The 25,149-nt window shown below is 67.4% G+C and carries 26 protein-coding genes and 1 tRNA gene; 18 read left to right on the top strand and 9 right to left on the bottom strand.

Going from position 1 to position 25,149, the window contains the following annotated elements:
* Positions 1-10: 10 nt before the first annotated feature.
* The 3 genes from ispD to rlmB are packed head-to-tail and all read left to right on the top strand — an operon-like array spanning position 11 to position 3,776.
* Positions 11-1,270: a 2-C-methyl-D-erythritol 4-phosphate cytidylyltransferase gene (ispD, locus tag E3O44_RS07165; protein ID WP_134533945.1), complete on the top strand. Its 1,260-nt coding sequence runs from the start codon at positions 11-13 to the stop codon at positions 1,268-1,270.
* A complete protein-coding gene (gene cysS / locus E3O44_RS07160) occupies positions 1,267-2,682 on the top strand; it encodes a cysteine--tRNA ligase (RefSeq protein ID WP_134533943.1) in 1,416 nt (471 codons plus the stop codon). Before ispD ends, cysS begins: the two co-directional genes overlap by 4 nt.
* Positions 2,682-3,776 carry a 23S rRNA (guanosine(2251)-2'-O)-methyltransferase RlmB gene (gene rlmB, locus E3O44_RS07155; protein WP_134533941.1) on the top strand — a complete coding sequence of 365 codons (1,095 nt, stop codon included), beginning with the start codon at positions 2,682-2,684 and terminating at the stop codon, positions 3,774-3,776. Before cysS ends, rlmB begins: the two co-directional genes overlap by 1 nt.
* Positions 3,777-3,836: 60 nt before the next feature.
* On the opposite strand, the gene E3O44_RS07150 is transcribed toward rlmB, so the two are convergent.
* Both E3O44_RS07150 and E3O44_RS07145 read right to left on the bottom strand, forming a co-directional pair.
* Positions 3,837-5,159, bottom strand: coding sequence for a DUF4032 domain-containing protein (locus tag E3O44_RS07150; RefSeq protein ID WP_134533939.1), 1,323 nt, complete (start codon positions 5,157-5,159; stop codon positions 3,837-3,839).
* Between the two features lie 133 nt (positions 5,160-5,292).
* The gene (locus E3O44_RS07145; protein WP_134450030.1) at positions 5,293-6,390 is read right to left on the bottom strand and encodes an ABC transporter ATP-binding protein; all 1,098 of its coding nucleotides are present in this window, start codon (positions 6,388-6,390) and stop codon (positions 5,293-5,295) included.
* 255 nt (positions 6,391-6,645) lie between these two features.
* Between E3O44_RS07145 and E3O44_RS07140 the strand changes: the two genes are divergently transcribed.
* The 9 genes from E3O44_RS07140 to E3O44_RS07100 all read left to right on the top strand — a co-directional run bounded on the left by E3O44_RS07140 (position 6,646) and on the right by E3O44_RS07100 (position 13,332).
* A complete protein-coding gene (locus tag E3O44_RS07140) occupies positions 6,646-7,566 on the top strand; it encodes a DsbA family protein (protein WP_134533937.1) in 921 nt (306 codons plus the stop codon).
* 120 nt (positions 7,567-7,686) lie between these two features.
* Positions 7,687-7,762, top strand: a tRNA-Thr gene (locus E3O44_RS07135).
* A gap of 436 nt (positions 7,763-8,198) precedes the next feature.
* Positions 8,199-8,576 (top strand): hypothetical protein, encoded by a 378-nt coding sequence (locus E3O44_RS07130; RefSeq protein WP_134533935.1) that lies wholly within the window; start codon positions 8,199-8,201, stop codon positions 8,574-8,576.
* A gap of 115 nt (positions 8,577-8,691) precedes the next feature.
* On the top strand, positions 8,692-10,266 hold the full coding sequence (gene murJ, locus E3O44_RS07125; RefSeq protein WP_134533933.1) for a murein biosynthesis integral membrane protein MurJ: 1,575 nt from the start codon (positions 8,692-8,694) through the stop codon (positions 10,264-10,266).
* Between the two features lie 227 nt (positions 10,267-10,493).
* Entirely contained in the window at positions 10,494-11,087 is a 594-nt protein-coding gene (locus E3O44_RS07120) for a hypothetical protein (protein WP_134533931.1), read from the top strand.
* A gap of 4 nt (positions 11,088-11,091) precedes the next feature.
* Positions 11,092-11,340, top strand: a complete 249-nt coding sequence (locus E3O44_RS07115; protein WP_134533929.1) for a helix-turn-helix domain-containing protein — start codon at positions 11,092-11,094, stop codon at positions 11,338-11,340.
* A gap of 160 nt (positions 11,341-11,500) precedes the next feature.
* Complete coding sequence (locus E3O44_RS07110) at positions 11,501-11,737, top strand: hypothetical protein (RefSeq protein WP_134533927.1); 237 nt, start codon at positions 11,501-11,503, stop codon at positions 11,735-11,737.
* A gap of 173 nt (positions 11,738-11,910) precedes the next feature.
* The gene (locus E3O44_RS07105; RefSeq protein ID WP_134533925.1) at positions 11,911-12,201 is read left to right on the top strand and encodes a DUF4287 domain-containing protein; all 291 of its coding nucleotides are present in this window, start codon (positions 11,911-11,913) and stop codon (positions 12,199-12,201) included.
* 198 nt (positions 12,202-12,399) lie between these two features.
* A complete protein-coding gene (locus E3O44_RS07100) occupies positions 12,400-13,332 on the top strand; it encodes a cytochrome b/b6 domain-containing protein (protein WP_241976130.1) in 933 nt (310 codons plus the stop codon).
* 130 nt (positions 13,333-13,462) lie between these two features.
* Here the strand turns inward: E3O44_RS07100 and E3O44_RS07095 are convergent, their stop codons facing one another.
* Positions 13,463-14,062 carry a DinB family protein gene (locus E3O44_RS07095; protein ID WP_134533923.1) on the bottom strand — a complete coding sequence of 200 codons (600 nt, stop codon included), beginning with the start codon at positions 14,060-14,062 and terminating at the stop codon, positions 13,463-13,465.
* A 440-nt stretch (positions 14,063-14,502) separates the two neighbouring features.
* Between E3O44_RS07095 and E3O44_RS07090 the strand changes: the two genes are divergently transcribed.
* Positions 14,503-15,828 carry a glycoside hydrolase family 16 protein gene (locus E3O44_RS07090; protein WP_134533921.1) on the top strand — a complete coding sequence of 442 codons (1,326 nt, stop codon included), beginning with the start codon at positions 14,503-14,505 and terminating at the stop codon, positions 15,826-15,828.
* A 47-nt stretch (positions 15,829-15,875) separates the two neighbouring features.
* Here the strand turns inward: E3O44_RS07090 and E3O44_RS07085 are convergent, their stop codons facing one another.
* The 3 genes from E3O44_RS07085 to msrB form a co-directional block, all read right to left on the bottom strand.
* Entirely contained in the window at positions 15,876-16,250 is a 375-nt protein-coding gene (locus tag E3O44_RS07085; RefSeq protein WP_134533919.1) for a hypothetical protein, read from the bottom strand.
* Between the two features lie 253 nt (positions 16,251-16,503).
* A complete protein-coding gene (locus E3O44_RS07075) occupies positions 16,504-17,082 on the bottom strand; it encodes a nitroreductase family protein (protein WP_134533918.1) in 579 nt (192 codons plus the stop codon).
* A 3-nt stretch (positions 17,083-17,085) separates the two neighbouring features.
* Entirely contained in the window at positions 17,086-17,487 is a 402-nt protein-coding gene (gene msrB / locus E3O44_RS07070; RefSeq protein WP_134533916.1) for a peptide-methionine (R)-S-oxide reductase MsrB, read from the bottom strand.
* A gap of 250 nt (positions 17,488-17,737) precedes the next feature.
* Between msrB and E3O44_RS07065 the strand changes: the two genes are divergently transcribed.
* The 5 genes from E3O44_RS07065 (at position 17,738) to groL (ending at position 22,048) form a co-directional block, all read left to right on the top strand.
* The gene (locus E3O44_RS07065; protein WP_134533914.1) at positions 17,738-18,052 is read left to right on the top strand and encodes a DUF3263 domain-containing protein; all 315 of its coding nucleotides are present in this window, start codon (positions 17,738-17,740) and stop codon (positions 18,050-18,052) included.
* 70 nt (positions 18,053-18,122) lie between these two features.
* Positions 18,123-18,704: a LytR C-terminal domain-containing protein gene (locus E3O44_RS07060; RefSeq protein WP_134533912.1), complete on the top strand. Its 582-nt coding sequence runs from the start codon at positions 18,123-18,125 to the stop codon at positions 18,702-18,704.
* Between the two features lie 225 nt (positions 18,705-18,929).
* Complete coding sequence (locus E3O44_RS07055) at positions 18,930-19,133, top strand: cold-shock protein (RefSeq protein ID WP_134362230.1); 204 nt, start codon at positions 18,930-18,932, stop codon at positions 19,131-19,133.
* Between the two features lie 158 nt (positions 19,134-19,291).
* A complete protein-coding gene (locus E3O44_RS07050) occupies positions 19,292-20,299 on the top strand; it encodes a DUF3048 domain-containing protein (protein ID WP_166792578.1) in 1,008 nt (335 codons plus the stop codon).
* A gap of 129 nt (positions 20,300-20,428) precedes the next feature.
* Entirely contained in the window at positions 20,429-22,048 is a 1,620-nt protein-coding gene (groL, locus tag E3O44_RS07045; RefSeq protein ID WP_134450050.1) for a chaperonin GroEL, read from the top strand.
* Between the two features lie 112 nt (positions 22,049-22,160).
* Here the strand turns inward: groL and E3O44_RS07040 are convergent, their stop codons facing one another.
* The 3 genes from E3O44_RS07040 to E3O44_RS07030 all read right to left on the bottom strand — a co-directional run bounded on the left by E3O44_RS07040 (position 22,161) and on the right by E3O44_RS07030 (position 25,027).
* The gene (locus E3O44_RS07040) at positions 22,161-22,451 is read right to left on the bottom strand and encodes a WXG100 family type VII secretion target (protein ID WP_134533909.1); all 291 of its coding nucleotides are present in this window, start codon (positions 22,449-22,451) and stop codon (positions 22,161-22,163) included.
* Positions 22,452-22,569: 118 nt separating this feature from the next.
* On the bottom strand, positions 22,570-24,303 hold the full coding sequence (locus tag E3O44_RS07035) for a sensor histidine kinase (RefSeq protein WP_134533907.1): 1,734 nt from the start codon (positions 24,301-24,303) through the stop codon (positions 22,570-22,572).
* A 31-nt stretch (positions 24,304-24,334) separates the two neighbouring features.
* On the bottom strand, positions 24,335-25,027 hold the full coding sequence (locus tag E3O44_RS07030) for a response regulator transcription factor (protein ID WP_134450053.1): 693 nt from the start codon (positions 25,025-25,027) through the stop codon (positions 24,335-24,337).
* Between the last annotated feature and the right edge of the window lie 122 nt (positions 25,028-25,149).

The following is a 25,149-nucleotide window of genomic DNA, read 5'->3' as shown; positions in this document are numbered from 1 at the left end:
GCCTCCAGACATGACTGAATACGCAGCCCCCGCGGTCGCGGTCATCGTCGTCGCCGCAGGCAGCGGGGCGAGGCTCGGCGCCGCGGAACCCAAGGCCTTCGTGCTGCTCAAGGGCCGCACCCTCCTCGAGCGGGCCCTCGGGTCCGTGTTCGGCATGGTCGAACCTGCGCAGGTGATCGTGGTCGCCCCGCAGAGCCACCTCTCCGAGGCCCGGGCGATCGCGGCATCCGCTGCCGGGGCCGCGGCTGAGTACGTCGACGTCGTGGTCGGCGGGGACACCCGCGCGGACTCCGTCGACCGGGGCCTCGCCCTGCTGCGCCCCGGCGTCGAGACCGTGCTCGTTCACGACGCGGCCCGCGCCCTCACCCCCTCCGGCCTGTGCGACGCCGTCGTCGCCGCCGTGCGCCGGACCGGGCACGGCATCGTTCCCGGTCTCGCCCTGGTCGACACCATCAAGCACGTCGACTCAGACGGTACGATCCTTGCGACGGTCGACCGCTCGGCCCTCTCGGCCGTGCAGACGCCGCAGGGCTTCCCCCGCGGGGTACTGCTCGCAGCCATGAGCGCCGCCGACCCGGCGGGGACCCCCACCGACGACGCCGAGATCGTCGCGGCCGCCGGGAATTCCGTCGGAGTCATCCCCGGCGACCCGCTCGCGTTCAAGATCACCACCCCCTGGGACCTGCACCGGGCCGAAGCGCTCCTCGACGAGCTCGCCCGCACGGATGCCGCAGCGGCCGGCCGGCAGGCAGCCGCCACCTCGCCGCGGATCGGTTCGGGTCTCGACGTGCATGCGTACTCCGAGGACGCGCCGCTATGGCTCGCCGGCCTGCACTGGCCGGGGGAGCGCGGCCTCTCCGGGCACAGCGACGGCGATGCCGCCGTGCACGCCATCTGCGACGCGCTGTTGTCCGCCGCCGGCCTCGGCGATGTCGGCGGCGTCTTCGGCGTGGCCGATCCCCGGCTCGAGGGGGCGCACGGCGACGTGTTCCTCCGCGAGACCCTCCGCCTGGTCACCGCTGCCGGGTTCCGGGTCGGCAACGTCACCGTGCAGATCATCGGTAACCGCCCGAAGGTCGGCCCGCGCCGTCTCGAGGCCGAGGCGTACCTCAGCGGGATCCTGTCCGCGCCGGTCAGCGTGTCCGCGACGACGACGGACCGGCTCGGCTTCACCGGACGCGGCGAGGGTCTCGCTTCCCTCGCGACGGCCCTGCTCATGCCCCAGTTCCCGCTGCCGGAAACCGGCCCTGTTCTAAGCTGGGACGTGTGACGATCCAACTGTACGATTCCCGGGCCCAGGCCTTACGCGACTTCATTCCGACGACCCCCGGTGCGGTCGGGATCTACGTGTGCGGACCCACCGTGCAGTCGTCTCCGCACATCGGCCACCTGCGCAGCGCCCTGGTCTACGACCAGCTCCGCCGCTGGCTCACCTATCGCGGCTTCGACGTCACCTTCATCCGCAACGTCACCGACATCGACGACAAGATCCTCGCCAACGCAGCGGGCACCGCGGAGCAGTGGTGGGCGCTCGCATACCGCTACGAGCTCGAGTTCACCGCCGGGTACCAGCGTCTCGGCATCCTCGCCCCGACATACGAGCCGCGCGCGACAGCGAGCATCCAGCAGATGCAGGACCTGATCACCCGCCTGATCGACCGCGGCCACGCATACCCGGCCGACGACGGCTCCGGCGACGTCTACTTCGACACCCACAGCTGGGCGGAGTACGGGGCGCTCACCCGTCAGGGCCGCGGCGACATGGAAGCGGCGGCGGACGCCGACCCGCGCGGCAAGAACGACCCGCGCGACTTCGCCCTCTGGAAGGGACACAAGGCCGACGAACCGGCCTCGGCCTCCTGGCCGTCCCCCTGGGGACCCGGCCGGCCCGGCTGGCACATCGAGTGCTCCGCGATGGCGAGCCGCTACCTCGGCGCGGGCTTCGACATCCACGGCGGCGGACTCGACCTGCGCTTCCCGCACCACGAGAACGAACTCGCCCAGTCCACGGCGGCCGGCGACGCGTTCGCGAAGTACTGGATGCACAACGGCCTCGTGCACGTGCACGGCCAGAAGATGTCCAAGTCCCTCGGCAACTCCGTCTTCGCGGCCGAGTTGCTCGACCAGGCCAGGGCCATCGTCGTGCGCTACTACCTCGGTGCCGCACACTACCGCTCCACGATCGACTACACCGACCATTCCCTCGCAGAGGCCGAAGCCGCCCTCGAACGCATCGAGAGCTTCCTCGACCGGGCGGACCGCCGCCTCGCCGAGACGCGTTTCGCCTCGAGCGGCGTCGAGCTCGTCCCCGATGAGTTCGCGATCGCCATGGACGACGACCTCGCCGTGCCCCAGGCCCTCGCCGTGCTGCACGAGACCGTGCGCACCGGCAACGCGGCGCTCGACGCCGAAGACCTCCGCGCCGCCGCGGCCGCCCGTGGCCAGGTGCTCGCCATGAGCGAGGTCCTCGGCATCAACCCCCTGTCGCCCGGCTGGGCCGTCTCAACGGACGAACCAGCCATGGTCGCGCTCACCGCCCTCGTCGAGCGCCTGCTCTCCGACCGGGAGACCGCCAGGGAAAGCCGCGACTACAAGGCCGCAGACCGTATCCGGGACGAGCTCGTCGCCGCCGGAATTACCATCGAAGACACCCCCTCGGGTGCGCATTGGAGTTTTGACTGATGAAGAACACAGACCGTAAGGCTCGCACCGGGTCCGTGCGCAAGGGCAGCCGCGGCCCCCAGGTCGGCTCCGGCGGCCAGGGCCGCCAGGCCCTCGAGGGCAAGAAGCCCACGCCCAAGGCTGAAGACCGTCCGTACCATCCCGCGGGGAAGCGCAAGGCAGCCCAGGACCGCTTCGCAGCGGCCGGCGGCGGCCGCAGCCGTCCCACGACGGGTTCGCAGGGCGGGCAGCGCTCCACCGCCAACTCCGGCGGCGGCGGCACCTCAACGCGCAAGGCCAAGTCGATCGACGAGCACGAGATCGTCACCGGGCGCAACTCGGTGCTCGAGGCCCTGCGCGCGAAGATCCCCGCGAGCACCCTCTACATCGCGACCCGCATCGAAATGGATGACCGGGTCAAGGAAGTCCTGACCCTCGCGACCGGCCGCGGCATCCCCGTGCTCGAAGTGATGCGCCCGGAACTCGACCGCCTCGCCGGTCGCGACGCCGTGCACCAGGGCCTCGCGCTCAAGGTGCCCGCGTACGAGTACGCGCACCCGATGGAACTGCTCGAGCTCACGATCAGCCGCGGTTTCAAGCCGTTGTTCGTCGCCCTCGACGGCATCACCGATCCCCGCAACCTGGGTGCCATCATCCGCTCGACAGCGGCCTTCGGTGGCCACGGCGTGATCGTGCCCCAGCGCCGGTCCGTCGGCGTCACGGCCTCCGCGTGGAAGACCTCCGCCGGTGCGGCCGCGCGCACGCCCGTTGCGATGGCGAGCAACCTCACCCAGACGCTCAAGTCGCTCAAGGAGGTCGGTGTGCTCGTGATCGGCCTCGACGGCGGCGGAGACACGTCGCTGCCCGAGCTCGGCCTCGGCTTCGCGGAGCGCCCGATCGTCGTCGTCGTCGGCAGCGAGGGCAAGGGCCTGTCGCGCCTCGTCACCGAGACCTGCGACGCGATCGTCTCGATCCCGATCAGCGCGAGCACCGAGTCCCTCAACGCCGGCATCGCCGCGAGCGTCACGCTCTACGAGATCTCCCGCCTGCGTGCCGCAGCGAAGGTCGCCAAGGCCGTCAAGCTCGCCACCGCCAAGGCAGCAGCCACCGCCTGACCCTGACCCTGAACCGGATGCCGCGAGTCGCGGCATCCGGACGTCGCCCGGAGCGGTCGACTAGACCTTGAGGCGCCAGTCCTGGGCGTCGTCGGCGCTCGTGTCGCCGGCGGCCGCGGCGACGTCGTCGTTCGTGACGTCGATCGGGATCGTGATGGACCCGGTCGCGGGTTCGATCACGGTCGCCTCGTCGCGGCGGTGACGCAGGACATCCTGCACGTAGGACGTGACCGCTTCGGCGAGCGGAATGTCCCTGGACTGGTTCTGGGCCATGTACCAGCGGTGGTCGAGCAGCTGGTGGAATACCTCTGCCGGCTCGAGCTTGCCCTTGAGGTCACGGGGAATCGCGCGGATCACCGGTTCGAAGACCCGGACGACCCACTCGTGGGCGAGGGCTTCCTCGTCGCTCGCCGGGTCGCCGTACGCGAGGCGGTAGGCGTCGAGGTCATTGAGCAGTCGCCGGGCTTGGTTCTCCTCGGCGTCGAGGCCGGTCAGGCGCAGCAGGCGGCGCTGGTGGTGGCCCGCGTCCACGACCTTGGGCTGGATGCGCACGGTCGAGCCGGTCGCATCCGTCTTGATGGCGAGTTCCTCGATATCGAAGCCGAGATCGTTCAGACGCTCGACCCGCTCGGTGATGCGCCAGCGCTCCGAGCTCGCGAACGATTCGGAGCCGGTCAGCTCGGTCCAGAGCAGCCGGTAGGCGTTCACGATGCCGTTGCTGACCCGGATCGGGTCGAGCTCGTCTGCGGCACGGCCGCCGGCCTCGAGGTCCATCAGCTCGCCGGCGATGTTGACCCTGGCGATTTCGAGGTCGTTCTCGCGCTGGCCCTTGGACAGGCCGCCCGGGTAGAGCTGCCCGGTCTCCGCATCGACGAGGTACGCGGCGAAGGCGCCTGCGTCGCGACGGAACAGCGTGTTCGAGAGCGAGACGTCGCCCCAGAACAGGCCGGCCATGTGTACGCGGACGAGCAGCAGGGCGAGGGCGTCGACGAGGCGGGTCGCCGTCGTCGGACGGAGGGTCTGCGAGTAGAGGGCGCGGTAGGGCAGTGAGAACTTGAGGTGCCGGGTGACGAGCACCGAGTTCAGCGGCTCGCCGTCCTCGTTGGTGCGGTTCGTGATCACGGCGAGCGGCTCGACGCAGGGGATCTCGAGTCCCTGCAGGGTGCGGAGCATCTCGTACTCGCGCTTGGCCATTTCGCTCGTGGTTTCCTTGATCGCGACGACGCGACCGCTCAGGTGGGCGAAGCGCACGAGGTGACGGGAAAGGCCCTTCGGAAGGGCCGCGATGTTCTCGTTCGGCCAGGCATCCAGCGGCAGGTGCCAGGGTAGGTCGAGGAGGGCCGGGTCGGCCGTGGCCGAGGTGATATTGACAGAACCGCTCATGGATTGAGCCTACCGGTGCGGGTTGGCGGCCGGTGCCCGGATGCCCCGCGGACAGGGGCTATCCCGGGACGCCGGAACGCAGAACGGCCGGGCGGAATGAATCCGCCCGGCCGTTCGTGTGCAGCTGTGTCGACTAGTCGGCGACGGCGCCACCGAGGCGGAGGCCGCTCTCGGCGTCGAAGACGTGCAGGTGGTGCGCGGTCGGCGTCAGGTAGACCGTCTCTCCGGCGTTCGGGTGTGAACGGCCGTCGACGCGGGCGACGATGTCGGTGCGCTTGCCCTCGACCGTGGAGTGACCGTAGAGGTAACCGTCGGCGCCGAGCTCTTCGACCAGGTCGACGCTCACCTCGAGGCCCTCGCCGTGCGTGGTCGAGAGGTGGATGTCCTCGGGGCGGACACCGATGGTGACCTTCGGGCCGGTCGCGCCGGCGATGATCTCGCGGGCGACGGGGATCGTCGCGGTGCCGAACTTGATGCCACCCTCGACGGTGTCCGCGAGGAAGAGGTTCATGGCCGGGCTGCCGATGAAGCCGGCGACGAAGACGTTGTTCGGCTTGGCGTACAGGTCGCGGGGGGTGCCGACCTGCTGGAGCACGCCATCCTTGAGCACCGCGATGCGGTCACCCATGGTGAGGGCTTCCGTCTGGTCGTGGGTGACGTAGACCGTCGTGACGCCGAGGCGGCGCTGCAGCGACGCGATCTGGGTACGGGTCTGGACGCGGAGCTTGGCGTCAAGGTTCGACAGCGGCTCGTCCATGAGGAACACCTGGGGCTGACGCACGATGGCACGGCCCATGGCGACGCGCTGACGCTGGCCACCCGAGAGGGCCTTCGGCTTACGGCTCAGGTAGGGCTCGAGGTCGAGCAGCTTGGCTGCCTCGAGAACGCGGGCGGCGCGCTCGTCCTTGTTGACGCCGGCGATCTTGAGCGCGAAGCCCATGTTCTCGGCAACAGTCATGTGCGGGTACAGAGCGTAGTTCTGGAAGACCATCGCGATGTCGCGGTCCTTCGGGGGAACATCCGTCACGTTGCGCTCACCGATGAAGATGTTGCCGTCGTTGACCTCTTCGAGGCCGGCGAGCATGCGCAGGGAGGTGGACTTTCCACAGCCGGACGGACCGACGAGGACGAGGAACTCACCATCGGCAACCGACAGGTCGAGGTGATCGACGGCGGGGCGGGTGGAACCCGGGTACAGGCGAGTTGCTTTGTCAAAGGTGACTGAAGCCATTATTGGTATTCTCCTTCACCGGCAGGTACGTGCCGGACGATCCGTTGTGATGGGATTTACTGTCGGCCTGCGCATCATGGCAGGAGCCGACTGTTCCAGTATGACACGCCCGAACAGGGGGTCTGCGGCGCTTTTGTCGAGCGGATGCTTCACAAGACCGCCCCTGTCTGGTCATTTCCCAGACTGGAGTCCTATTATCTGGAGGGCATTTATTTAGGAAATGTCGGTACGTAGACCTACCCGAAGCGAGCATTCATGACAATTGGCGGATCTGGCGAGAGTCGACCTTCCCGAAATAAGCGACGCGACGCGGTCCGCACGAAGGCTACCCAGCTGCGTGTCGAGCAGAAGAAGAAGAACCGGCGCAACCGGTTCCTCCTTCAGGGCGGCATCCTGGTGGTCGTACTCGCGATCGTTGCGGTCATCGCGCTCGTCGTCATGAATTCCATCCGCCCGGCGGGCCCCGGCCCCGCGAACATGGCCAGCGACGGCATCCTCATCGGCGAGGGCATGAAGATAGCCGAGACCACCGCGCTCAAGGCCGGCGCCGACGCCGTGCCGTCCACTCCGGACGCGACCGGAACCGTCGCCGACATCCGCGTGTACGTCGACTACCTCTGCCCCTTCTGCGGCCAGTTCGAGACCACCAACAGTGACCAGATCGTGAAGTGGGTCACCGCGGGTGCCGCAACCGTCGAGATTCACCCGATTTCTATCCTGACCAGCAAGTCAGCTGGAACCCAGTACTCGCTCCGCTCGGCGAATGCGGCCGCGTGCGTCGCCAACTATTCCCCGAACGACTTCTTCGCCTTCAACGCCGCACTGTTCGCCAACCAGCCCAAGGAAGGCACAGCAGGCCTCGACGACGCCGCCATCATGGGGCTCGTGACGAGCTCGGGAGTGTCGGCATCCGTTGCCGAGATCGACGCCTGCATCACCGACGTGAAGTACAAGGCCTGGGTCGTCGCGGCGACCAACCGGGCGTTGTCCGGGCCGCTGCCGAACACCACCGTCGAAGCGGTGACGGGCACACCGACCGTGCTCGTGAACGGCAAGCAGTACTCGGGTGCGCTGGACGACCCGAAGGAGTTCGCCGCATTCGTGTTGCAGTCCGCAGGCGAGACCTACTCGACGTCGACACCGACTCCGACGCCCACGCCGATACCCGCGGGCTGACCCCGGCCGGTCCGCAGCAGTTCGTTCCTGACCGGTCCCGGTCGGCGGATGCTGCCGGTCTGGCCCCGCAGACCCCGTTCGTCATTTAGGATGGGGGACCGAGGCGGGAATCCGCCTCATGCCGGCCTGGCGCAATTGGTAGCGCACCACTCTTGTAAAGTGGGGGTTACGGGTTCAAGTCCCGTGGCCGGCCCCACACCCCTTGAAAACACTGGGACCGACGCCGATTCAGTGGCGCTGGATTGTGGCTGGACGTGCGTCTCGCCGAAACGTCAGGCAACGCGCGACGGCGGCAAGGATCGCCCACAGTGCTACGCCGAAGCCGACCGTTGCGCCAAGGATTCGCAGTCCCGGCGTTGACAGGGCCAAAGCGAAGATTCCGGACATCATGAAGAAAACGCCTATCCCAAGGGGCAGTGAGAGTCTCAAGAACCAGCGCACGCTCGCACGATACCTGCGTGTGTGACATTGACCAAGGGGTAAACGTCGAGGAATCATTCCCCAGTTCACGGCGCAATTTCCACAAAGTGCTCAACTGTCGGGTACGGCGCGTAGGACTCGAGCAACAGCGCGCGCCACTCGGAGGGCCGCGGTGACCGCAGCGCGCCACTGGGGTGGATACGCTGGCTGGCATGAATGCAGAGGAGCGCGCGCGGGAGCGTGATCGGTTGGAGCGGCTGAGAGCGCTGCTCGCGGCTCGGAACCGCATCGAGGACGTTGCCCGGGAGGTCGTTGCCGCGTCGAGTGATGAAGATGCCGCGGACCGTGTGCGTCGCCTGCTGGGCTGCTCAGAGATCGCAGCGCATCATGTCATTTCGACACCGTTGCGCATGTACCGTCGCGGTGACGCACTCGAACGGGAAATCGCGGACATCGAGCAGTACTGGAATGGCGTAGTGCTGCTGGACCCGGCGGCGTCCACGCGCGCTCCGGCTGACGATGCCGCGGACGTGGCCGCCCATACGGAGCTGGACGCAGGCGAGCAGGGTCCGGCCCGGAATCTTCCCTGACCGGGCGATATATTTCGTCCTGATTCGCGTCATATGGCCGGATGCTGTGGGAGCGTAGGCCAATGGGGGATTTCGTGTCGGCCAGCCGACTTTGTTCGACCGGTTCGGAACGCGGGTGAGCGCGCGTAGCGCCATCGGGTCGATGATGGCGGCCACACTTGTCTCCCGGGGCTTGGGGTTCCTCAGGGCGATCCTGCTCGTGGCTGCGATCGGTGGGACGAGCGCTGCTGTGGGCGGGCAGACTTTCGAGAACGCCAACTCGGCGCCGACCTACCTGTTCGCTCTGATCGCCGGCGGCGTCCTGGGGGCGGTACTCGTCCCCCAGATCGTTCGAAACCTGCACGGCGGCCCGACGGGTCAGGAGAATACCGATCGGCTCCTCACGGTGGTGCTTCTGGGCGGCGCCCTGGCCACCGTCGTCCTTACGCTGTGCGCTCCTGGGATCGTCTGGATCTTCGCGACGGGCTGGTCCGCGGAGTGGCGGGATCTGGCCACGTCGATGGCGTACTGGTGCCTGCCGCAGATCTTCTTCTTGATCGCCTTTGCCGTCCTGTCGCAGATCTTGAACGCGCGTGGCGTCTTCGGCGCCCCCGCGTGGGCACCCGCGATTTCCAATCTGCTGGGAATCGGCGGGATCCTGGTGTTCCTTGCTCTGCTGCCGTCCGGGCGGGGGGACGCGGACACCTGGACTCCCGGAATGGTCGCGGTGTTGTGCGGGTCCGCGACTCTGGCCATCGCGATCCAGGCCCTCCTGCTCCTGGTGCCACTCCGGCGAATCGGTTTTCGCGTTCGATTTCGGTGGGGTTTCGCCGGCCTCGGGCAGATGTCGACGCTGGCGGCTTGGACCTTCCTCGGGGTCGTCGCAGGCCAGGCCGCCTACCTGGTCACGTCCAACGTCGCCAGTAACGCAGGAAAGACCCTCAAGGTTCTGGGCATCGACGGCCCCAGTCTCAACTCCCTCTCGATCGCGTACCTGCTGATGCTCGTTCCCCACGGGATCGTCACCGTGTCCGTGACGACGGCTCTCTACACGCGGATGAGCGCGGCAGCCGCACGGAAGGACCTCACCGAGATCGGTGCGCTCTCACAGCGGGCCACGAAGCCGGTCGCGTACGTGTCGATCGCCGCCACGGCCGTCTTCGTCGTGCTCGGCCCGCTGATCACGCAGGTGCTGTTCGGCAGTCCCATCATCGGGCATGTGCTCCAGGTTCTCGCGATCGGACTCGTCGGCTTCAGCCAGGCCTACGTGCTCAATCGCACCTCCTTCGCGCTGCAAGACGCCCGGGGACCTTTCGTCACCCAACTCGTCATCGCCGGGATCTCGACCATCGGCTCCCTGTTGGCGTTGCTCCTTCCGCCCGAACTCACTGTGATCGGAATCGCAGCAGGAATCGCCCTCGCGAACTACGCCGGCTGGGTAGCCGCTCATCTGATGTTGAGACGGATGCTCCAGAAGTACGGCCAACTGCCCGCTGGCGGGCCCGGTGCGCTCCTGGTCGCCGCTCGCCTGCTCGCCGCGGTTTTCGTGAGTATCGGCGGCGGGGCTGCCATCGTCAGCTGCATCGGCACTCCGACCGGATTCCTGAGTCAGGTCGCCCTCCTGGCCACAGCAGGCATCGGAGTGGTGGCACTCTTCGTCGCGGTGAACTGGATACTGGGAGATCGGACGCTGGACCCATGGCACGGGTAGCACCGCCGTGCGCGGCTCGATGCGCGACCAAGACCAGTGACGGCGGAGCTTATCGGGGCTCGCGGGCGGTTTCGTTGCGCGGGCCCGGGCCTCGATGTATCGTTTATCAATAATGTTGATTATCGATACGGGGGTATCCGATGAAGCACCTGTCTGAGTCGTCACCGGCTTCGTCCACACGCTCAGTGCGTCTTCCACGAACGGGTCGCTTCGCCGAAGGCGCGATCATGATCGTGCTCGTTCTGACGCTCCTGAACGATATTCCGCGAGCGATCACAATCAGTACAGGACGGGTGCTTGCTGCTCTGGGCGGCGCGGACGGGCGGCTTCCGCTGAGTCATTTGCCGCAGCTGCTCCAGGCGGAGCTGCGCGAGGGCACCCAGGGGACTCTTGCCGATGCGGATCTGGGCCTGCGTTTGCTCGCTGCTTTACCGATAGTCCTGCACGCCGTCACCGTCACGGCTGCCGCGATTCTCCTGATCGGGATCTTGTACCGCGTTGCGCTGGGGAGGCCGTTCTCCAGCCAGGTCCTGCGTCGGTGGCGCTGGTTGACCGCCGTCCTCCTGATCGGCGGCGTCCTCCAATCGCTGGCTGACACCGGAGCCATCCTCTATCTGAGTCTCCACATCGGTCTCTTGACGGCCGGATCTATGCCTCGAGAGGACATCGTGTCATTCCTGGGCGGGGACTACTCCATCATCAGCACCAATGCGCCGCAGTTGCCAATCCCGATCCTTCTCGGTGGGATCATCGCCCTGGCCCTGGGCGTCGCCTTCCGGGCCGGTGCCCGACTCGTCGAGGAGGCCGATGGTGTCGTCTAGGGAAATGCCCACGACCGACGGTGAGGCCGATTCCGGTGCGTCAGCGCACCGCATCCGCTGTCATCTCGACGCCGTGCTCGCTGAACGCGGCATGACGCTCACCGAGCTCTCGGCCCGCACGGGCATCACGATCGCGAATCTGTCCATCCTGAAGAACAACCGGGCCAAGGCCGTGCGCTTCACGAGCCTCACCCTGATCTGCGACGCCCTTCAGACGCAACCCGCAGAGCTCTTCACCATGGACGAGGAGTGAGATGTCGGTCGACGAAACGGCAGAACGAGGATCAGGCTCTGAGGATGCCGCGTCCCGGGGTAGGGCGCACAGCTCCGTGACACGATTCCGCGGCTTCGCGCTGGCTGCGGTTGTCCTTATCGCGGTAGGTGGGGTTCTGGTCCCAGTCGTTGGATGGGTAGTGGGCGTTTTCCTGGTCTGGCTGTCTCAGAGCTGGCGCGTGTGGGAAAAGCTGGTCGCGACGCTGGCCGGTCCGTCGGCGTCGGTGGCAATCATCATCCTTGCGGCGGTTGCAAGCCATGGCGTCATCCACGGGCAAGCCCTGCTGGGCGCCCCCGTGCTCGTGACAGTGTTCGCCCTCATCGTCCCGAATGCCGTCGTCGCGCTCTGGCTGCTCTGGAGAATTCGCGGACACTGACCGCACCGGGCGGGATCGACACGACCGGGATTCGCCCCCGAGGGGGCGGATTCGGGCTCCAGAATCCGCGAAGGTGGGAGGCATCCGGTCGAATCAATTGCGACCCGGGCGCGAAGGAGATTTGATGGACTGGATCGGACGGGATTCCGGATTCCAGCGATGAAGGAGCAGAGATGTCGTTCCAGGCGTACCTCGACAACATCGAGGACAAGACCGGACTGACGCCGCGCGAGTTCATCACCCTCGCCCACGAGAAAGGGTTCGACGCCCCGTCCACGAAGGCAGGGGTGATCGTCGACTGGCTGAAGGCGGACTTCGACCTGGGCCGCGGCCACGCGATGGCGCTCGTGCACGTGATCAAGAACGACGAGAAGATCGACGCCAAGCATGTCGGCACCGGGACTACGCACAGCGACGCTTCCGACACGCTCTGGCTGGACGGAAGACTGAACCGCCCCGAGTAAAGGGGTGCACTGAGGCGCCCTGAAGATGTCGTAGTTTGACTGAGCGGGCAGACGGCGCCCGTGAAATGGTCGATGATGGCATAGTTGCGCTCAAACGCGCCACGAAGCCGACGGATGCCGCCAGTCCGGTGCCAGACCGGCCAGACCAGAAGGATGCACGCCCATGCCGCACGACGCGATCGCCCGAGTGGGCGACCGGTGACAGCAGAGCGCTCCGGGTTGTTCGGCTTCGGTCGAACCGCCTGGTTCCGGCTCGCCGCGGCGATCATCCTCGCGATCGGCCTGCTCGCGGGCGCCGTGCTCGCCGCCAAGGGTGTTCGCTCGCTGCCGGCCGCGCAGTCCTTCCTGACCGAATTCCCGGGAGCATCCCCCCTGCCCTCCGGGGCGCCCGTTGGTTTCCCGGCCTGGCTTGCCTGGCAGCACGGGCTCAACGTCTTCTTCCTCCTCTTCATCGTGCGTTCGGGCTGGCAGGTGCGCACGGCCGGGCGGCCGACCATGTTCTGGACCCGGCGCAACACCGGGCTCATCCGCACGAAACGACCGCCCACCCGCATGGGCATCAACGTCTGGCTCCACCTCACGGTCGACGTGCTCTGGGTTGTCAACGGCCTGATCTTCTACGTGCTGCTCTTTGCCACCGGCCAGTGGGTGCGCATCGTCCCCGTGAGCTGGGACATCATCCCCAACGCCGCGTCAGCCGCGCTCCAGTACGTCTCGCTGGACTGGCCGGTCGCCGACGGCTGGGTGAACTACAACGCCCTCCAGACCCTGAGCTACTTCACCATCGTGTTCGTGGCCGCTCCGCTCGCGCTGGCCACCGGCATCCGCCTGTCACCGCTGTGGACATCGCGTCGGCTCGGCGAACTCGTTCCGCTCCGCCCGACCAAGGCGGTACACGTCGGCGTGATGGTCGCCTTCCTGATCTTCATCGTCGTGCACGTGACCCTGGTCTTCGCGACCGGGGCGCTGCGCAACCTCAATCACATGTACGCCGTGCAGAGCGACGACGGCTGGACCGGATTCTGGATCTTCGCCGCCTCCCTCGCCGCGATGATCGTGGCGTGGTTCGCCGCCGGCCCCCGTCTTCTGCGGGCGATCGCCTCGCTCGGCGGCACCGTCATCTCGCGCTGAGCCGCTCTGGCACGGCTTCGCTGCATCCGCTCGGTCGTAAAGTCGGAGATTTTCGCGACACGCCGCGAATCCGGGCAGCGGATGCACCGGGTCACGAAAAACTCCGACCTTGCGTTCTCGGGCGGTCCCCTCAGCCTTCCGCGGCTTCCCGTGCGGCCGCCTCGACGCGTTCGCGGTACTCGTCCCACCAGCCGCGGTCGGCCGGCGGCAGGTTGTCGTTGCCCTGCCGGAGCCCGACCTCCCCGTCGATGAGCTCCCGGACGAGGTCGGCGTGCCCGGCGTGCCGGTGCGTCTCCGCGATCAGGTGCACGAGGATCTCGTGCAGGCTCGCGGCGCTCCGATCGCCCGTCCACCAGGGAACCCGGCCGATGGTGTCGAGGCTGAGCGCCTCGATTGTCTCGCTCGAGTGCGCCCCGACCCGGCGGTAGAGGGAGATGAGCGACTCGCGGGTCTGGTCCGGCGTCGCCCACATGTCCGTGTTGAACTCGAGGCCGTCCGCCGTCCACGGCAGCGGTTCCGGGAAAGGCCGGCCGAAGACGAGCCCGAGATATCCGGCCTCGACGCCGGCCATGTGCTTGACCAGCCCGAGCAGGTTGGTGCCGGTCGGAACGAGCGGACGTCGTACGTCGTACTCGCTGAGCCCGTCGAGCTTCCAGATCAGGGCCTCCCGCCCCGACACGAGGTACCGCTTCAGATCGGTCTTGGCCGCAGCGTCCGATGCATCACTCATTCCGTCAGCCTCGCAGATTCGGTGCTGCGGGCCAAGCGATCCGCTGCCGATGGGCCGATCGGCAGGGAGCTTACGCGCATATTGGACACCATTGACGGCTTATGCGGGCGGGTCCCGGCCAGCACCCGGCCGGTTGTGAGTAGGGGGCGGGCGGAGTTCCCATCATCCACGCGGGGCGATGCGGCAAGAATTGGCTGGACACGGGTCAGTGTCGCGGGTGTAGCCTCAAGGGATCCAGTTGTCCTGAGAAATACTCAGGTAACAACGCACTGACGTGACGGTACACACGGTGCATGGTTCTTAAGCATTTTGTATGCATTGTGTGGCCGAGATCCGAGTTCCAAGTTCCCATGTTCCAAAGCTCCACACCCCTGTCCTTTTCCGTCCCAGCTGGAGACCAACGGAGGCAGTCGGCCCCACCACGTCACCGATCGAAGTCCGTGCTGATCCTGGTCCTGGCCGCCCTGGTAGCCGGGGGAGTGGTGTTCTCACCCGGAACCTTGGCGCGGGCGGCAACGACGACAATCGCGAGTGAGTCATTCGAGACGGGTGTCGGCGCCTGGGCCGGCTGGCAAGCGACCGTGTCCCGGGTCTGTGCGAGCAACGCCCCGAGCGGCGCGTACGTCGCACGGGTGATGCGTGCATCCGGCTCGGCATACTCCATCGACGACCGCACCCCCACTGTGGCCTCGACGGATGCGGCGGCCACGTACGCCGCCACGGCGTCCGTCGCCGCGGCATCCGCCTCTGCCGTGGGGAAGCAGGTCGTGCTGGTGCTGCGCGAAAACACGGCGGCGGGCACCGGCGTGAAATGGACGACGTCCGCGCCGGTCACCCTCGCGGCTTCCTACCAGCGACTGCAGGTGGCCGCGGCGGCGACTGCGGCGGGCGACACGATCGAGGTCTACGTGCTGCAGGCCCGAAACGCCGTCGCCGGGGACGGGTTCTACGTCGACACCATCACGATGGCCGCCTCGATCCCGGCGCCCGCCCCGACGCCGACCCCGACGCCGATCCCGGCGCCAGCCCCGACACCGACGCCGACCCCCACCCCGACGAATCCCGCCGGGTGGACGCCCCTGTACACGCAGGACTTCACGACACCGGCAGCGCTGGGGCAGTTCGGCCGCATCTACGGCGCCGCCTGGAACGGCTACGCCGGCCTGCGGGACACGTCGGGCCAGGGAACCTACGCGCCGGACAAGGTCCTCTCCGTGCACGACTCCGCCCTCGACATCTACCTGCACACCGAGAACGGCGTCCACCTCGTCGCGGCACCGCTCCCGAACGGCTACAGCGGCACCAGCTACGGCCGGTACTCCGTCCGCTTCCGGACCGATGTCATCCCGGGATACAAGATCGCGTTCCTGATGTGGCCGACGTCGGACGTCTGGAACGACGGCGAGATCGACTTTCCGGAAGGCAACCTCGGCGGCACCACGTTCTACGGGGCCTCGGCGATCGCCGGCTCGTACGGTTCCGGACGGATGTCGTGGGATCCGGCCAAGCCGTACACCCCTACGAATGCGGCGAGCTGGCACACCGCCACGACGGAGTGGACCCCGGGTTCCGTCGCCTACTACTGGGACGGAGCGCTGATCGGTCGCACCGCGATTCCGAGCGGCGTTCCCACGAAGCCGATGCGCTGGACGCTGCAGGCCGAGACGAACCTCGACGGTGTCGCCGTTCCGGCCGGCTCAGCCGGACACATCCTGGTCGACCAGGTCAGGGCCTGGTCATACACCCCGGGCACGCCGGCGAGTTGAGCGGCGAATCGACCTGACACGGGGCGGGAACGACACGGGTGATCAGGTCAGTGGATGCGGCCTGCGCCCGTCAGCCCCACAGCCGGGAGTCCCACAGCGGGGTAGTCCGCCTGCGGCCAGACGATCGGTTCGAGCTCCCGGCTCGCGGAGCGCGACGGCGGTCCTTTGACGAGCAGGACCACCCAGACGTAGACGCCCACGAGCACCCAGAGAAGCCGGAGCACGACGTCGACGAGTGGTTCCAGCGCCGTTGGCGCGGGAATACCGGCGTCCGGGCGCCGGGCAGGTGCCGCCGCAGGAGCGACCGCGGTCAGGACTGCGGCCGGCCCGGCCGTCCGGCCGGTCGTGGCCGGCCTCAGGATGGTGAGTGCTCCGAGATAGACGGAGTCGGGCTGGACGAGTGTGCTGATTTCTACGCTCACGCCACGAGGATACGACCCGCGCTCGCCGGATCCGGGACATTCCGCCGACGCTGAGGTGAAGAAACGGTGAAGCTTGCGGGCGCCGGTCCGCCACGTGATCAACGCGCACCAGTTGCGCCGTTTCGCGCCAGGCCTGCCTGGCGCGAAACGGCGCAACTGGCGCGTCGCGCATGAGAGACCGAAAAAGGGGCGGTCAGGGCGCCGGTCAGGGCGCCGGTCAGGGCGCCGGTCAGGGCGCCGGTCAGGGCGCCGGTCAGAGCGCGGTCAGGTGGGCGGCGGGGTCGATCGGGAGCCGGGTGCCCGGCTTCGCGCCCGCGGGCACTCCGCCGACATAGAGCCAGCCGAGCAGTACTTCCGAGTCCGTGAGATCGTGCATCCGGTGTACCTCCGGGGTGCGGGTGAACGTGCCCGTTCGCCACATCACGCCCCAGCCGGCGTGTGCCAGCAACAGGCTCAGGGCGTGCCCGACCCCCGCCGCGGTGACGTCCTGCTCCCAGTCCTCGACCTTGTCGCTCAACCGGTGGCTCGCGACCACCGCGATCAGCAGGGAGGCCCGGAGCGGCTTGCCTGCGAGCTTGGCCAGCTCAGCAGCGGACGGCGGTTCCGCACCGGCCTCCGCGGCGAGCCGGGCGGATGCAGCGGCGAACGCCGCCCCGAGCCGCGAGCGGGAATCGCCGCGCACCTCGATCAGGCGCCAGGGTCGCAGGGCACCGTGGTCGGCCACCCGCGCGCACGCGGCGACGAGAGGGAGCAGCTCCTCGTGCGTGGGGGCATCCGCTGTCACGGCGGACAGCGAACGCCGCCCGCCGATCGCCTCGAGCGGCGTGGACACCGTCTAGTCGACCGGCTTGAACTCGAGCGAGATGGAGTTCATGCAGTAGCGGTCTCCGGTCGGGGTGCCGAAGCCGTCGTCGAAGACGTGCCCCAGGTGGGAGCCGCAGTTCGCGCAACGAACCTCGGTGCGGACGACGCCGAGGGACGTGTCCTCGATGAGTTCGACGGCCTCCGGGCGCACCGACTCGTAGAAGCTCGGCCAGCCGCAGCCGGAGTCGAACTTCGTGCCGCTCTTGAAGAGCTCGGCGTGGCAGGCGCCACAGGTATAAACGCCGGAGCGACTCTCGTCGAGCAGCTCCCCGGTCCAGGCGCGCTCGGTGGCGGCCTGCCGCAGTACGGCGAACTTCTCCGGCCCGAGTTCCGCGGCCCATTCAGCGTCTGACTTCGTGACTTCGTAGTCCATGGTTCATCCTTCCCATCGGGCGAGGGCGCAGCTGAGCGAACACGGCGACCCTCCCAGCAATCGTAAACTCAGCCGGGTCGGGCCGTATTCCGGATCCCGAGGCCGTTCAGCACTTTCACACCGGACGCCGGACACTGACCCGCCTGCCGCGGCACTTTCCTGCACGACCACGGTGCGGCCCGCGTGGCCCAGCGAATCCATAGCCGACGCCAAATAGGATTCGACCAGACGACGACGGTGGAAGAGGTGGATGGTGGACGGCGCACGTGACCCGGATCCCGCCGACTCCCCGGGCGGCCTGACCGACCGGGACCTCGGCATCCTGAGCTTCGAACGGCGCTGGTTCACGCATGCCGGTGCCAAAGAACAGGCGATCCGCTCCGAGTTTGCTCTGTCCTCGGCCCGGTACTATCAACTATTGGGTGTTTTGATCGACTCCCCGCTTGCCCTGGCTCACGATCCCATGCTGGTGAAACGCCTGCAGCGGATGCGTGCGGCCCGCGCGCAGGCACGGGAACGCCGAACGGTACGCGCTCCGGAGCACCGAACCAGCCCCGCCCCATAAACGCAGCCGGATGTCCGACCCCGACGTTCCACCCATTCGCCCGCAACAAGAGGATCGACTCAGCCCCACAATGCCTCCCACCTATCCGAAAGACCGCTTCGACCACCTGCCGCACTCCCTCGACAGAGTGGGCGCCCATCGCGCCCCCGGTAAGAAGGGGCGCCACTGGGTCGCGTTCTGGTGGGCACTCGGAGCCACGGCCGTCTTGATCGGTCTCGGAGTCTTCGGAATGGCCTCCCTCAACAACAAGCTGAACATCGCGATCCCCGGCCTGTCCTCCAGCTCGGCGACCGACACGGCAGCGGCAACGGATGCCGCGACCGGCGTCCCGGCGGCCGTAGCGACGGTCGATCCGGGCCTCACCGTCACCGTGCTCAATGGGACCAAGGGCACGGGCATCGCCAAGGACGTAGGAGACCTGCTCTCCGCAGCGGGGTGGACCGTCGGCGCGCTCAGCAACGCGAGCACCGAAGACGTGACCAAGACGACCGTGTACTACGCCGACGCGACCCTCGAGGGTGCCGCGCGCGGGGTCGCGGCATCGTTGCCGGGAGCCACGGTGCTCCTCGCCACCGACTTCGCCACCTCGGGGGCCGACCTCACGGTCGTCGTCGGATCCGACTTCGTCCCCAGCACCACACCGACGTCCTGACCCGCGATTCGACGGCGGTTCTATAACGCCATTCCGGGCTATTCGTCAACCCCCTTTTCTTCTTTCTCGGCTTCAGTACTCTTTGTCTCAGGTCGCTCATCGGGTTCGTCCGGTTGTCCCTCGGGGCATCCGACCGGTCGGATCAGATGGACGCAGTCACATGCGCCAGGCCCGGTACGGCCAACGGGCGGGTGCCGAAAATATCAAAGCACTGGGGAGTTACACATGGCGAACGGAACCGTCAAATGGTTCAACGCTGAAAAGGGTTTCGGCTTCATCACCGTCGATGGCGGCGGACAGGACGTCTTCGTCCACTATTCCGCCATCGACATGCACGGGTACAAGGTTTTGGAAGAGGGACAGCACGTCATCTTCGAACTGGGAACCGGAGCAAAGGGCCCACAGGCCGAGTCGGTACGTCCCGTCTGACCTGAAAAGGCCGGGCGCACCCACGTCGAGCGCACCAATCTCGGGCAAAGCCCCGAGCCGCGCGGCATCCGCGAGTTTGCCGCGTTAGTGTGTGGGGCGTGACAGCGAAAAGAACTGAGACACGATACGGGCGAAGCACGGCACGGTTTGTGGGTGCCGTGCTTTTTCCGTGCCTTCTTCTCGTGATGACGGCGTGCACCGGAAGCGAGGCGCCGACGGCGACGCCGACGGCGACCGTGGAACCCTCCGCGGCTGCGGTCGACGCCCCGGCACCGCTGGCGATCGCGCCTTTGCGTGGCACGATCGTGCCCGCGGGGAAGACCGCGAACCCGTCCCTGGCGGTGAAGATCGACAACCACGAGGCAGCCAGGCCCCAGATCGCCCTCGAGCGCGCGGACATCGTCTTCGAGGAACTCGTCGAGGGCGGGCTGACCCGCTACGTCGGCGTCTGGCAGTCCGACATCCCCGACGCGATCGGCCCGGTGCGGTCGATCCGGCCGATGGACCCCGACATCATCACGCCGTTCGGCGGGATCGTCGCGTATTCCGGCGGACAGCAGGTCTTCGTCGACATGATGAAGGCCACCCCCGTCATCAACTCGGTCTTCGACTACGACACGACCGGCCTGTTCTCCCGTGTTGCCGACCGGGATGCGCCGCACAACGTCGTGCTGAAGGCGGCCGAACTCGTCGGACGGAACGCGTCCGTCGCACCGCCGGTGCAGCAGTTCGCGTACGCGGGCACGATCGCGGCATCGACCGCGGGGACCGACGGCAGTCCGATCACCCAGATCAACGCACGGTTCTCCTCGGCGCGGTACCCCGGCTGGAGCTGGGACGCGGCCTCACAGGCCTACCTGCGTTCGCAGGAAGGCGCCCCCGACCTCGATACGGCCGGCGCCCGCCGGGCCGCGACCAACGTGCTCGTGCTCCGGGTCGACATCGACGGCACCTACGGCGAGGTGCCGAAAACCGTCATGATCGGCTCGGGAGAGGGCTGGGTGTCCGCCGGCGGCAAGACCGTGCACGCCGCCTGGTCGAAGGCCGGACAGGCCGACCCGATCCGGTTGGTCGACGACAACGGGGTCACCATTCGCCTTGCCGCCGGCAATACCTGGATCGAACTCGTGCCGAACGGCACCGGCTCCGTCGAACTCGTCCCGTAGCCTCCCGACGCTTCCCGGCGCTCACTTGCACTCTCGACCCCTGAGTGCCAGAATCGACTTGGCACTCTCTCCTTTTGAGTGCCAACCCATCACCGTTTTGGTAACGTCCGGGAGGGACGAGAAACACATATGGCAAAGATCATTGCTTTCAACGAAGAGGCCCGTCGTGGCCTTGAGCGTGGCCTGAACATCCTCGCTGACACTGTCAAGGTCACCCTCGGCCCGCGCGGACGTAACGTCGTATTGGAGAAGAAGTGGGGCGCCCCCACGATCACCAACGACGGTGTTTCCATCGCCAAGGAAATCGAACTCGACGACCCGTACGAGAAGATCGGTGCGGAGCTCGTCAAAGAGGTCGCCAAGAAGACCGATGACGTCGCCGGCGACGGAACGACCACCGCGACCGTCCTCGCCCAGGCGCTCGTCCGCGAAGGCCTGCGTAACGTCGCAGCCGGTGCAGACCCGATCAGCCTCAAGCGCGGCATCGAGAAGGCCACCGCTGCGGTTATCGCAGAGCTGATCGCGAACGCCAAAGAGGTCGAGACCAAGGAAGAGATCGCGGCCACCGCATCCATCTCTGCCGGCGATGCTGAAATCGGCGCGATCATCGCCGAAGCCATCGACAAGGTCGGCAAGGAAGGCGTTGTCACCGTCGAGGAGTCCAACACCCTCGGCACCGAGCTCGAGCTCACCGAAGGCATGCGTTTCGACAAGGGCTTCCTGTCCGCGTACTTCGTGACCGACCCCGACCGTCAGGAAGCTGTCTTCGAAGACCCCTACATCCTGATCGTCAACTCCAAGGTCTCCAACATCAAGGACCTCCTCCCGATCGTGGACAAAGTCATCCAGACCGGCAAGCAGCTCCTCATCATCGCCGAGGACGTCGACGGCGAGGCCCTGGCCACGCTCGTTGTGAACAAGATCCGTGGCATCTTCAAGTCCGTTGCCGTCAAGGCTCCCGGCTTCGGCGACCGTCGCAAGGCTCAGCTGCAGGACATCGCCATCCTCACCGGTGGCCAGGTCATCTCCGAGGAGGTCGGCCTCAAGCTTGAGAACGTCACCCTCGACCTGCTCGGCAACGCGCGCAAGATCGTCATCACCAAGGACGAGACCACCATCGTCGAAGGCGCCGGAGACCCCGAAGCCATCGCCGGTCGCGTTCAGCAGATCCGCAACGAGATCGAGAACACCGACAGCGACTACGACCGTGAGAAGCTCCAGGAGCGTCTCGCCAAGCTCGCCGGCGGCGTTGCCGTCATCAAGGCCGGCGCCGCGACGGAGGTTGAGCTCAAGGAGCGCAAGCACCGCATCGAGGACGCCGTCCGCAACGCGAAGGCAGCCGTCGAAGAGGGCATCGTCGCCGGTGGTGGCGTCGCCCTCATCCAGGCCGGCAAGACCGCATTCGAGAAGCTCGAGCTCGTCGGAGACGAGGCGACCGGCGCGAACATCGTCAAGGTCGCCATCGACGCCCCGCTCAAGCAGATCGCCCTCAACGCGGGCCTCGAGCCCGGCGTCGTCGCCGACAAGGTGCGCAACCTGCCGATCGGTTGGGGCCTCAACGCCGCGACCGGTGAGTACGTTGACATGCTCCTCGCCGGCATCAACGACCCGGTGAAGGTCACCCGCTCCGCGCTGCTCAACGCCGCGTCGATCGCCGGACTGTTCCTCACCACCGAGGCCGTCGTCGCCGACAAGCCCGAGAAGAACGCTGCTCCGGTCGGCGACCCGTCCGGCGGAATGGACTTCTAAGTCCACCCTGCTCGATAGCTAGACCGCTTCACCGCTTCACCGCTTCACCGCTTCACCGCCAACAGGGCGTCTCCTCCGGGAGGCGCCCTGTTTTCGCGTCCGCTGCACGCCACTACCGGGCGAAGAGCCGCGCGTTCGCCTGCTCGATCTCGGCGTACTGCTGACCGGCCTGATTGAGCGCCTGGCCGAGGCTTTCTGCGCTCTGCGCAACCTGGTGCTGGGTCGCCCGCCAGTCCGTCACCGCGGCCTGGAACGCGGCCGCCGCCTGCCCGGTCCACGATCCCTCCAGCCCGGTCAGTTGACCGAGCAGCGCGGCGACCTCCGCCTGGATCCGACCGAGGGTCGCTCTGGCCGTCGTTGTGGTGCTGAGCACGAGTTCACTGTCTACCTGGTACCGGGGCATCCGCAGTCCTTTCGAGGGGTGTCCTGTCACCGTAAGGCGGATGCCGAGCGCGGCCCGGCCAGTACGCCCCGCTGTGCACAACTCGCCCCTACCCCTGCCCGGTGAGGCGGCGGCGGGGCTACGGGGCCGGGGTGATCGCGAGGCGCTGCGGAGCGTTCGGGGACTCGGCGAGCGGGAACCAGACCCGGAAGGTCGCTCCGCCACCCGGCGTCTCGACGACCTGGACGGTGCCGTTGTGGCTCGCGACGATCGAAGCCACGATCGCCAGTCCGAGTCCACTGCCGCCGGTCTCCCGGGCGCGCGATGTGTCGGCGCGCCAGAAGCGCTGGAAGATCTTGTCGCGGATCTGCGGCGGGATGCCCTCGCCGTGGTCGATCACGGCGACGGATGCGCGCTGGTTCCGCCGGTCGACGGCGACCTCGAGCTCGATGGGACTGTCGGGCGGACTGAACCGGAGGGCGTTGCCCATCAGGTTGGTGATGACCTGGCGGATCTTGTTCTCCTCGGCCATGACGACGGCCGGGATGGCGGTGGTCTGCGCCTCGGCGGGCACCGGCTCGGGGAGGGTGGCGACAGCATCCGTTTTCCGGGGGCGGCGGGTACGCAACCGCGCGAGGGTCGCGCCGGCGAAGGAGACGGTGGTGGTGTGCGGAACGGCCACGGCCTCGCCGACGCGTTCGGGGACCGTCACGAGGGTGGAGGTCGGGACCTCGCCGGTCGAGTGCGCGAGATCGATGGCGGAGGCCAGCGGAACGACGGGCTCCTCGTCGGTGTCGGGAGCCTTCGTGACGACCGTGATGGTGCGACCGGGGGCGGAGGCCATCGCGTCGAGGGCGGCATCGCGGGCGAGGGGGAGCAGGTCGACGGGAGTGAGGGCGAGCGGCTTCGTCTCGTCGAGACGGGCGAGTTCGAGGAGGTCTTCGACGAGACCACCCATCCGGATCGCTTCCTTCTCGATGCGTTCCATCGCCTGGGCGACCTCTTCGGGCGTCTGCAGGGCGCCCATCCGGTAGAGCTCGGCGTAGCCGCGGACGGAGACGAGGGGAGTGCGGAGCTCGTGGCTCGCATCGCCGACGAAACGACGCATCTGGTCGATCGTGCGGGCCCGTTCCTTGAACAGCCGGTCGATCCGGCTGAGCATGGTGTTGAGGGAACGGTTGAGCCGGCCGACCTCGGTATTGGGCGTGGCCCCGCCGAGCCGCTGGCTGAAGTCGCCGTCGGCGATCGCCGCGGCCGTGCGCTCCACTTCCCGCAGGGGAGCGAAGGTGCTCGTCACAAGCAACCGGGTGATCAGGCCGCCCAGGAGCACGACACCCAGGCCGAAGCCCAGGAAGATCGTGAGATACGTGCCGACGGTATTCTCGGCCGTCTTGAGCGAGACCGCCATGACGAGCGTGCCGTATGTGCCGTGGACGTTCGTGACCAGCGGCACCGCGACCGCAAGGAACTCGGTGTCATGCGAGGCGTCCTGCAGGCGCATGGTCTGGCCGTTGAGCGCGTTGACCGACTGCAGGTCGAGCGGCATGGTGATCTGCGGGAGCTCCCGCGCGGGAACGTCGGTCCAGGACTGGTACCGGAGATCACCGTTCTCGTCGTACAGGGCGACGTAGTAATCGGACGGTACGACGGTGCCGGTGTTCTGCCCGAGGGCGTTCGCGGTGTACGCGACCGACGTCGTCTGGGCATCCGCCTGCAGCTGCGCGTCAACCTGCTGGATCACGTACTGCCGGAGCATGGCCATCGTGCCGATCCCGGAGACCAAGAGACCGAGCGTGAGCATGAGAACGGTCACGCCGGTGATCTTGGACCTGAGGGATATGCGGTTCCACCGCTCCGTGAGTGACTGATGCATCAGGCTGCCAGTCTATTTGCGCAGTCTGGGACTATGCCTTGGCAGCCTTGAGCATGTAGCCGAAGCCGCGCTTGGTCTGGATCAGCGGCTCTGAGGAGTGCGCGTCGACCTTGCGGCGCAGGTACGAGATGTAGGACTCGACGATGCCGGCGTCGCCGTTGAAGTCGTACTCCCAGACGTGGTCCAGGATCTGCGCCTTCGAGAGCACCCGGTTCGGGTTGAGCATCAGGTAGCGGAGCAGCTTGAACTCGGTCGGGCTGAGCTCGATGGGTTCTTCGCCGACGAGCACCTCGTGGGTGTCCTGGTCCATGGTCAGTTCGCCGGCGCGGATGACGGCGTCTTCGTCGGCGTGCATCGTGCGGCGGAGGATGGCCTTGATCCGGGCCACGATCTCGTCGAGGCTGAACGGCTTGGTCACGTAGTCGTCGCCGCCGACCGTGAGGCCGGTGATCTTGTCTTCGGTGTCGTCCTTGGCGGTGAGGAACAGGATCGGCGCCGTGTAGCCGGCGGAACGGAGGCGTTTGGTCACGCCGAAGCCGTTCATGTCGGGAAGCATGACGTCGAGGATGATCAGGTCGGGTTCCTCTTCGAGCACGGCCGAGATCGCCTGGGCACCGTTGCCAACGGCCCGCACGGCGAAGCCGGCGAAGCGCAAGCTGGTGGTGAGGAGGTCCCGGATGTTGGGCTCGTCGTCGACAATAAGAATGCGGGGGCCATCAGTCATTGGACCAGTATCTGCGCGTTAGCTGGACCTTCGCTGGGAGTGCCCGGTGTGGTTAAGGCGTGGGTAGATTGTTGGTGGGGTGTGAAGCTGCCGGGGCGACTCGGACGCGGAGGTCGAAGCCG

The sequence above is a fragment of the Cryobacterium algoricola genome, assembly GCF_004402485.1.
GTDB classification, from domain to species: domain Bacteria; phylum Actinomycetota; class Actinomycetes; order Actinomycetales; family Microbacteriaceae; genus Cryobacterium; species Cryobacterium algoricola.
Note: the sequence above shows the minus strand (reverse complement) of the source record. Positions and strands in the feature narration are given on the sequence as shown.